This window comes from Thermostichus sp. OS-CIW-32 (genome assembly GCF_054060415.1).
This window is the reverse complement of record NZ_JBSSDD010000025.1, coordinates 1-7943: the sequence shown is the minus strand read 5'-3', so window position 1 is coordinate 7943 and position 7943 is coordinate 1. Positions and strand designations below refer to the sequence as shown.

Genomic DNA, 7943 nt, shown 5'->3' with positions numbered 1-7943 from the left:
CTCTCTTCTGTCTGTAAAAAAGCCAATATCTTCTGCCATTTGTTTTCATCTAAAAAAACCAACTTCATCCTCTTTCCTCTATAAATTATTCTCTCCATCCTAACATAAGATCAACACGACCTAGAGTACCGTGATTTTCCTCTGATTGCCGTAAGGCGTCTTGCTTTCCCTCTGCAGGTTTTGCATCCGAACTCGAGGCAGAGATGGGATCAGATGACTTGGCCGTCGGATGTTATTCTCCCCTTGAGTTTACCGGCCCGCTCTTCGGCCTCCTCCATAACCCTGTCCAGCTGCTCCAGCACCTCGCCCGGATGCTTTTCCAGCACCCGCAGGGAGAGGGCCATCCGTCCCTTGGCCTCATCCACATCGATGACAACAGCTTTGATGCGTTGGCCTGGTTTGAACAAATCCGGTAGCGAGGCTACAAAACTTTGGCTGACCTGCTTGATGTGCAACAGCCCGGTTACCCCTTCTTCCAAGTCCACAAACACACCGAAGGGTTTTAGTCCGCTGACTTTGCCTTCCACCACTTGGCCACTGGTGTAGCGGCTCAGGTTCTCGGACTTTACAGCCGCCCTTTGGGAGAGCACCAGCTTGTTGGCTTCTGGGTTCACCTCGATAAAGCTTGCTGTCAAGGATTGCCCCACCAACTCCTCCACACTTTCCCGTTGGCTGAGGTGGGAGCGGGGAATGAAGCCGCGCAGCCCCTGCACATCCACCACCACCCCCCCTTTGTTGGTGGCGATCACCGGAACGGTTACCGTCTGGCCGTTGGCTTGCTTCTGGGCCAGCTCTTCCCAAAGCCGCTTCAGCCTCAGCCGCCGCGCCGAGAGCACAATTTGTCCTTCTGCATCTTCCCGCAGGATGAGAAACTCGGCTTCTGTCTTTAAAGGAAAGAGCGCACTCAAATCTTCCCCTGGGCGGATCCCTGCTTCCTTGAGGGGCAAAAAGGCCGGGGATTTGCCGCCAATATCCACCAGAGCGCCATCGTTCTGATGTTGGAAGATGCGGCCTTGCACCACCTGCCCCGGTTGAAAGCTGAGGTTTTGCTTGTCTAAAGCCTGGGCAAAATCTTCCGCGGAAAACGTATCGGCAGCCTGAGAGCGAGAAGAGCGAACGGTCATGGAAAGGGCTCAATTCGAAAAGCAATGTGTTTCAGGATAACCCAAAACCTTCCAAGGATCCCAGCCTCTGGCTTAAATGTAGTACATAAGCCGAGCCTGTTGCTGTTGTGCCTGCCGGTCGCAGAGGTCTTGTAGGGTGGTCTTCTGGAGAATGGCTACCGCCGCAGCTTGAGCCTCTTGCCAGGCCTTCAGGAGCACTGCCCGCTCCGGGGTGAAATCCCCTGAGGGTAAGTCGCGGGAACGGGTGAGATCCTCCCCCTCGATGGCCTGAATAACGTCCCACAGCGAGATCTGCCAGGGTGCTCGGGCCAGGAAGTAGCCTCCCTTGGATCCCCGTTGGCTGCGCACCAACCCCTGTCTGCGCAAGGTGGCCAGCAATTGCTCCAAGTAGCGGTCGGGTATGGACTGATGAGCCGCAATTTCTTTAATCTGCAGCACCTGGCCATCGCTGTAGTGCTGGGCCAATTCCAGAAGGGCCAGGAGAGCATATTCACTTTTGCAAGACAGTTCCAAGATATCCATCCTTGTGGAGGGCTTAGGTCTATGATACTCCGGTTTTTCACTGGGGTTTAGCGGGATCCCGCCCTGAGCTGGCAATGGGATCCAGCCTGTAAGGTGGAATAGGCCCCTTTGGGAATGGTTTATGGCGAGTGTCAGCACCCGGTCTGGTTCAGCACGGATCCCAGCGGAGCGATTACAAACCTTGCACCAACAGATTGGCAAGCTGATTGCCAATATCGAATCCGTGTTTCAGGGCAAATCGCAGGTGGTGCAGGCGGTGGTCACGGCCTTGGTTGCGGAAGGTCATGTTTTGCTTGAAGATGTGCCCGGTGTAGGCAAGACCACTTTGGCGCGGGCCATCGCCCACAGTTTGGGAGCCAAGTTTCAGCGGATTCAATTTACCAGCGACCTATTGCCGACAGATATCCTTGGCCTCACCCTTTTCAATAAAGAGAAAGGGGATTTTGAATTTCGTCCCGGCCCCATTTTTGCCCACGTGGTCTTGGCGGATGAAATCAATCGCACCTCGCCCCGCACCCAAAGTGCCCTGCTGGAGGCAATGGCGGAAAAGCAGGTTTCGCTGGACGATCGCACCTACCCGCTGCCCAGCCCATTTATGGTGTTGGCCACCCAAAATCCTTTGGAGTACCACGGCACCTATCCCCTCCCAGAAAGCCAGTTGGATCGGTTTTTGGTACGGCTGTCGATTGGCTACCCCAGCCCTGAGGTAGAGCGAGCTTTACTCTTGCAACGGCAACAGGCCGAGCCGGTGGATGCTCTGCAGCCGGTTCTCTCCCTGATGGAGTTGCGGGAGATTCAGTCGGCGGTGGATCAGGTGTATTTGGATGGATCCCTGGCGGACTATCTTCTGCAGGTGGTGCAGGCCACTCGCGTGTCCAAGCTGCTGCGGGCGGGGGTATCCACCCGTGGAGCCCTGGCCTTGGCGCGGGCAGCACGGGCTCAGGCGCTGGTGAAAGGGCGCAGCTTTTGTCTACCAGAAGATCTGCAAGCACTGTTCGTGCCGGTACTGACCCATCGGGTTTCTCTGGCCGGGTCGGGAGAGATGGCCGGCAACCGACGGCAAGAGGCTGAGGCGGTGATTCGGGATATTGTCTCCACAATTGAGCCGCCTGTTTGAGGGATCCATAGCAGCAATGGTTAACTACAGCAGTGAGTCGGGTCGGATCCGGGGATCCACCCACATCAGGAGCAAATCGGCCAACAAATTGCCCAGAATGAGCATCACGGCCCCCAGCAGAAGCCCCGCCATCACCACATTGATGTCGAAACTTTGAACAGCCTCCAAGAGCAGCTTGCCCAGCCCCGGCCAATTGAAGAAAAACTCGGCAATAAAAGAGCCGCTGAGCAGATTGGCAAACTCAAAGCCCAAGATCGTGATCAAGGGGTTGACGGCGTTGCGCAGCGCGTGCAACCAGATCACCCGCCACTCCGGGATCCCACGGGCCCGCGCCGCCTGGATGTATTCCTGCCGCAGCACATCCAAGAAATTGCCGCGCGTAATCCGCTGCAGCCCGGCAAAGCTGGTGATGCTCAGGGCCAGCGTGGGCAGGAGCAGGTGGCGGCCCAGATCCAGCAACTTTTCCCCCAAACTAAGCTCGGCAAAATAAACACTGGTCATCCCCCCTACCGGCAGCCAGCTCACGTTTTGGGCCACAATTAGCAGCAAAATGGCCAGCACGAAGCTGGGCATGGCCTGGCCCAGGTAGCTGAGCAACTGCAACGCCCGATCCAGGGGGGTGTTCTGCCGCAGCGCCCCCAGGATCCCTAGGGGAATGGCGACCAGCCAAGTCAGCACCACAGAGGACACCGCCAACAGCAAGGTAGCGCCGGCGCGGGAGAGGATGAGCTGTGCTACCGGCACGCGATAGGTGTAGCTCACCCCGAAATCCCCTTGCAGCAGGTTGCCCAGCCAGGTCAAGTACTGCCAAACCAAGGGCTTATCCAACCCCAGCCGCGCTTCCTCTTGGGCAATAAACTCCTGGCTGACACTGGGATCCGCCCGCAAGGGATCCAAAAAATCTCCGGGGGCCAGCTGCAACAGCAAAAAACTGAGCAGCGTGATCAACAGCAGCACCGGTACGGCTTGGGTGATCCGCTGCAAAACTAAGGCCAGGGGAGGCCAAAGGTCAAAAGCGCGGGAACGGGAAGGCGGAGAGGAGGTTACAGCCACAGATGCAGATGGATACCTTAAGTGGTGCGCTCTTTGAGTTGGATTCTTGTCGAACTATGCTGACATCCTTGCGGGCAAATTTCCAGTGTGGGATCCCTGCTGAAGTTTGCCCAGTCGAGCGGCTCTCCTACAGGGGAATTCCGGCAGACGGAAGCTGAGGCGGTACACTAGTCAGAAGCTTTTTTCATCGAGTCCCGTTGGGAAGACCTCTTGCGAAATCTGTTTCTTACCGGCGCTAGCGGCTGCCTGGGACACTACGTGTTGGAGCGCCTGGCCCAGCAAAGGGATCCCGATTTTCCTGAGCAGCCTGCCTACCACCTGTACGTTCTCATCCGCGAGACCAGCCGCCTACGGCTGCCCCTGGAACGACTCCCTGCCCCCATCACTTGGGTGCCCGGCGATCTCCTGCGCATCCGGGAACAGGCTGCCCTGCTACGCCAGATGGATGGGCTGATCCACATGGCAGCGGCTTGGGGGGATCCCGCCCTGGCTTGGGCCGTGAATGTTACCCACACTCTGGAGCTCTTTCAGTTGTTGGATCCGGAGCGCTGTCAGCAGGTGATCTACTTTTCCACGGCCAGCCTTTTGAACCAGGACCTGGAGCCTTTGGCCATTGCCGGACGGGCCGGCACCGACTACATCCGCAGCAAGTACGAGATGCTGCTGCGGCGGCAGGAAAGCGGCTTCTGGCCGGATCGCCTGCTCACCCTTTATCCCACCCTGTTGTTTGGGGGCAGCCCCCACCACCCCTACTCCCACATCACTGCCGGCCTCAAGGACGTTCTCCGCTGGCTGGATCTGATCCGCTTTTTGCGGGTGGATGCCAGCTTCCACTTTATCCACGCTGCCGATGTGGCCGAGATGGTGGCCTATTGGGTGGCCCATCTGCCTGGTGGCGGCGATTGGGTGTTGGGCAATCCCCCCCTCTCCTGGGATGAATGTGTGGAACAGATGTGTGCTTATTTCAAAAAACGGATCTATTTCCGAGTGCCTCTGCCCCCGGCTCTCGTTCGCGGCTTGGCCTTTCTATTTCGGGTGCGGCTTTCAGCCTGGGATGAGTTCTGTCTGCGCCAGCGCCATTTTGTTTACCCGGCCATTTCCCCAGAAACCCTGGGTTTGCGCTGCCACTTCCCCACCGTGGCCTCTCTTTTGGATACCTACCTCTAGACCACCTTTGAGTAACAGTAGAACTGGACGCTACTTCCTTTCCCTCTGGGACGGGGGGATGAGAGCCGAGGACCCAAGGGATCCCACTCGCCTCCGACAGGGATCAGCCGGTGGGGGCCACCGTTTCTCTGATGGCCAAGGCCTGGAGCTGGGCGGCAATGCGCTCGCGGTTGAGGTTTTGCCCAATCAGCACCAGTCGGGTCAAGCGCGGCTCCTGGGGTCGCCAGGGGCGGTCGTAGTAGGTTTCAAATCGGGATCCCACCCCCTGCAGCACCAGGCGCATCGGCTTGTGGGGAACGGCCACAAACCCTTTTATCCGGTAAAGACATTCCTCTTGGGCCAACTGGCGTAGCTGAGCCACCAGGGATCCCGGCTCATAACCTCCCTCCAAGCTGAGGTAGAAAGACTCAAAAGCTTCGTGCTCATGCTCCTCCCCGTGATCGTGGTGGCTGGGGCGGCGCTCGAGCTGGTCTTCCACCGCTGCATTAAAGCCCAAGAGCACTTCTGGGGGAACCTGCCCCCGCTCACAAGGGAGGATTTGAACCTCAGGGCGCAAGTGGTGCCGCAGCCAGCTTTCCACCCGAGCTTGCTCCTCTTGGGTAATCTGATCCACCTTGGTGAGCACCACCAAATCGGCACAACTCAACTGATCCTCAAACAATTCCTCAAGCGGAGTCTCATGGTCCAAACTTTCGTCAGCCTGCCGCTGCGCCTCCAGGGCCGCCAGATCGCCCACCAGTTGCCCGGAGGCCAGAGCCTGACCATCCACCACCGTAATCACCGCATCCACCGTGGCGCCTGTACGAATGGTGGGCCAGCGGAAAGCCTGCACCAGGGGCTTGGGCAAGGCCAATCCTGAAGTCTCGATCAGGATGCAGTCCAGCTCTGCCCGCCGTTGCAACAAAGCTTCCATGGTGGGCAAGAACTCCTCCTGCACCGTGCAGCAGAGACAGCCGTTGGCCAGCTCCAGAATGGGGATGGATCCCTCCCCCTCACACAGTTGGCAATCCCGCAGCAACTCGCCGTCGATGCCCACTTCGCCAAACTCGTTAACCAACACGGCAATGCGGCGGCCCTGGTTGTTGAGCAAAAGGTGACGGATCACCGTGGTCTTGCCGGATCCCAGAAATCCGGTGATGACGGTAACAGGGATCTTGTGCATCTGCTCTGATGACTCAGCGCTCTTCAGTTTCCACCCCAAACTTTCTTTCTGCCAATCCTTGAGGGGGGGATGCCCAAAAAAAGGCCCCCGGTATGAGGGCCAAGCCAAACCATTGAGACCGTTGTGCTAACCCAAAGTTAGCGGATCGGCTTCATCCGGTAAACCGGCTCGTTCTCGCGGTTGATCCCTTTCTCAAAGCCAGCAGCGGCAGCGCGAGCGCGACCGGCATGCCACAGGTGGCCGACAAAGAACAGGAAGCCGAAGATGAAGTTGTGAGCAGCCAACCAGGTGCGCGGGCTGGTGAAGTTCACCGTGTTGATTTCAGTAGCCACACCCCCCACCGAGTTCAGGGATCCCAGCGGCGCATGGGTCATGTACTCCACTGCACGGCGGGCTTGCCAGGGCTGAATGTCGTTTTTCAGCTTATCCAGATCCAACCCATTGGGGCCCAGCAGCGGCTCTTTCCAGGGAGCCCGCACATCCCAGAAGCGCATCGTCTCGCCGCCGAAGATGATCTCGCCCGTGGGGGAGCGCATCAGGTATTTACCCAGACCGGTGGGACCTTGGGCTTGGCCAATGTTCGCCCCCAGGCGCTGGTCGCGCACGATGAAGGTGAGAGCCTGAGCCTGAGATGCTTCTGGGCCAGTGGGGCCGTAGAACTCGCTCGGGTAAACGGTGTTGTTGAACCAAATGTAGCAAGTGGCAATGAAGCTCATCAGGGAAACCGCCGCCAAGCTGTAGGAGAGATAGGCCTCCCCAGACCAGATGAAGGCGCGGCGGGCCCAACCGAAGGGCTTGGTGAGGATGTGCCAGATCCCACCGGCAATGCAGATGATGCCAATGTAGATGTGGCCGCCGATCACATCCTCCATGTTGTCGACGCTGATGATCCAGCCTTCCCCACCAAAAGGAGATTTAAACAGGTAGCCGAAGATCACAGCGGGGTTCAAGGTGGGGTTGGTAATTACCCGCACATCGCCACCCCCTGGAGCCCAGGTGTCATAGACACCGCCAAACCACATGGCCTTGGCCACCAATAGGAAAGCCCCCAACCCCAACAGGATCAGGTGGATCCCCAGGATGGTGGTCATCTTGTTCTTGTCTTTCCAGTCGTAGCCGAAGAAGGGGAAAGACTGCTCCAGAGTTTCTGGGCCGCGAATGGCGTGATAAATGCCCCCCAACCCCAGCACGGCGCTGGAGATCAGGTGCAGCACCCCGATGACAAAGTAGGGGTAGGTGTCAATCACCTCGCCCCCCGGGCCAACCCCCCAGCCCAGAGTGGCCACGTGGGGCATCAGGATCAGGCCCTGCTCATACATAGGCCGATCCGGCGTGAAGTGAGCCACCTCAAACAGCAGCATCGCCCCCGCCCAGAAGACGATCAGGCCAGCGTGGGCCACATGGGCGCCCAAAAGCCGACCGGAGAGATTAATCAAGCGGGCATTCCCAGCCCACCAGGCAAATCCGCCTTGGGTGCGATCTTGCACCACTGCAGAACCAAATGTTGTCGAGGTCACAGAGACCAACCTCCAATGATAGTCAGGAACAAGAGACACCAAAAAAAGTTTAGTTAACGCGAGCGCCTGCCGTTGGGCTCCCTGTCCACTGGGATCCGCGGCAGGGGATCCCTTGGGCAAGCGCTCATCCTCACAGAGCAGATCTCTAGGGATCTACCGCAGCTAAAGTCGAGCGAGCTCAGTGGGTTTAGAGCGCATTGCCGCGGGGGAGGACTTCTTCAGGGAACTCAAAGCGCTCATGGGGCTGGTCCTGCGGCGCCATCCACGCCCGAATCCCCTCG

General features: G+C 58.3%; 7 protein-coding genes and 1 pseudogene. 2 read left to right on the top strand and 6 right to left on the bottom strand.

Going from position 1 to position 7943, the window contains the following annotated elements:
* Positions 1–209: 209 nt before the first annotated feature.
* Positions 210–1124 (bottom strand): S1 RNA-binding domain-containing protein, encoded by a 915-nt coding sequence (locus ACVWY8_RS13745; protein ID WP_457395665.1) that lies wholly within the window; start codon positions 1122–1124, stop codon positions 210–212.
* A gap of 72 nt (positions 1125–1196) precedes the next feature.
* A complete protein-coding gene (locus ACVWY8_RS13740; protein WP_457395662.1) occupies positions 1197–1637 on the bottom strand; it encodes an RrF2 family transcriptional regulator in 441 nt (146 codons plus the stop codon).
* A 130-nt stretch (positions 1638–1767) separates the two neighbouring features.
* Between ACVWY8_RS13740 and ACVWY8_RS13735 the strand changes: the two genes are divergently transcribed.
* Positions 1768–2763 (top strand): AAA family ATPase, encoded by a 996-nt coding sequence (locus ACVWY8_RS13735; RefSeq protein WP_414342457.1) that lies wholly within the window; start codon positions 1768–1770, stop codon positions 2761–2763.
* Between the two features lie 24 nt (positions 2764–2787).
* On the opposite strand, the gene ACVWY8_RS13730 is transcribed toward ACVWY8_RS13735, so the two are convergent.
* On the bottom strand, positions 2788–3816 hold the full coding sequence (locus ACVWY8_RS13730) for an ABC transporter permease (protein WP_414351633.1): 1029 nt from the start codon (positions 3814–3816) through the stop codon (positions 2788–2790).
* A gap of 210 nt (positions 3817–4026) precedes the next feature.
* Here ACVWY8_RS13730 and ACVWY8_RS13725 point away from each other — a divergent pair, with 210 nt between their 5' ends.
* Positions 4027–4983, top strand: a complete 957-nt coding sequence (locus ACVWY8_RS13725; RefSeq protein ID WP_457395660.1) for an NAD-dependent epimerase/dehydratase family protein — start codon at positions 4027–4029, stop codon at positions 4981–4983.
* A gap of 103 nt (positions 4984–5086) precedes the next feature.
* Here the strand turns inward: ACVWY8_RS13725 and cobW are convergent, their stop codons facing one another.
* From cobW to ACVWY8_RS13710, 3 genes and pseudogenes are all read right to left on the bottom strand, one after another.
* On the bottom strand, positions 5087–6145 hold the full coding sequence (gene cobW, locus ACVWY8_RS13720; RefSeq protein ID WP_457395657.1) for a cobalamin biosynthesis protein CobW: 1059 nt from the start codon (positions 6143–6145) through the stop codon (positions 5087–5089).
* 137 nt (positions 6146–6282) lie between these two features.
* Positions 6283–7662 carry a photosystem II reaction center protein CP43 gene (gene psbC, locus ACVWY8_RS13715; protein ID WP_414383044.1) on the bottom strand — a complete coding sequence of 460 codons (1380 nt, stop codon included), beginning with the start codon at positions 7660–7662 and terminating at the stop codon, positions 6283–6285.
* A gap of 187 nt (positions 7663–7849) precedes the next feature.
* Positions 7850–7943 (bottom strand): annotated as a pseudogene (locus ACVWY8_RS13710) (photosystem II protein D2); the annotation flags it as partial.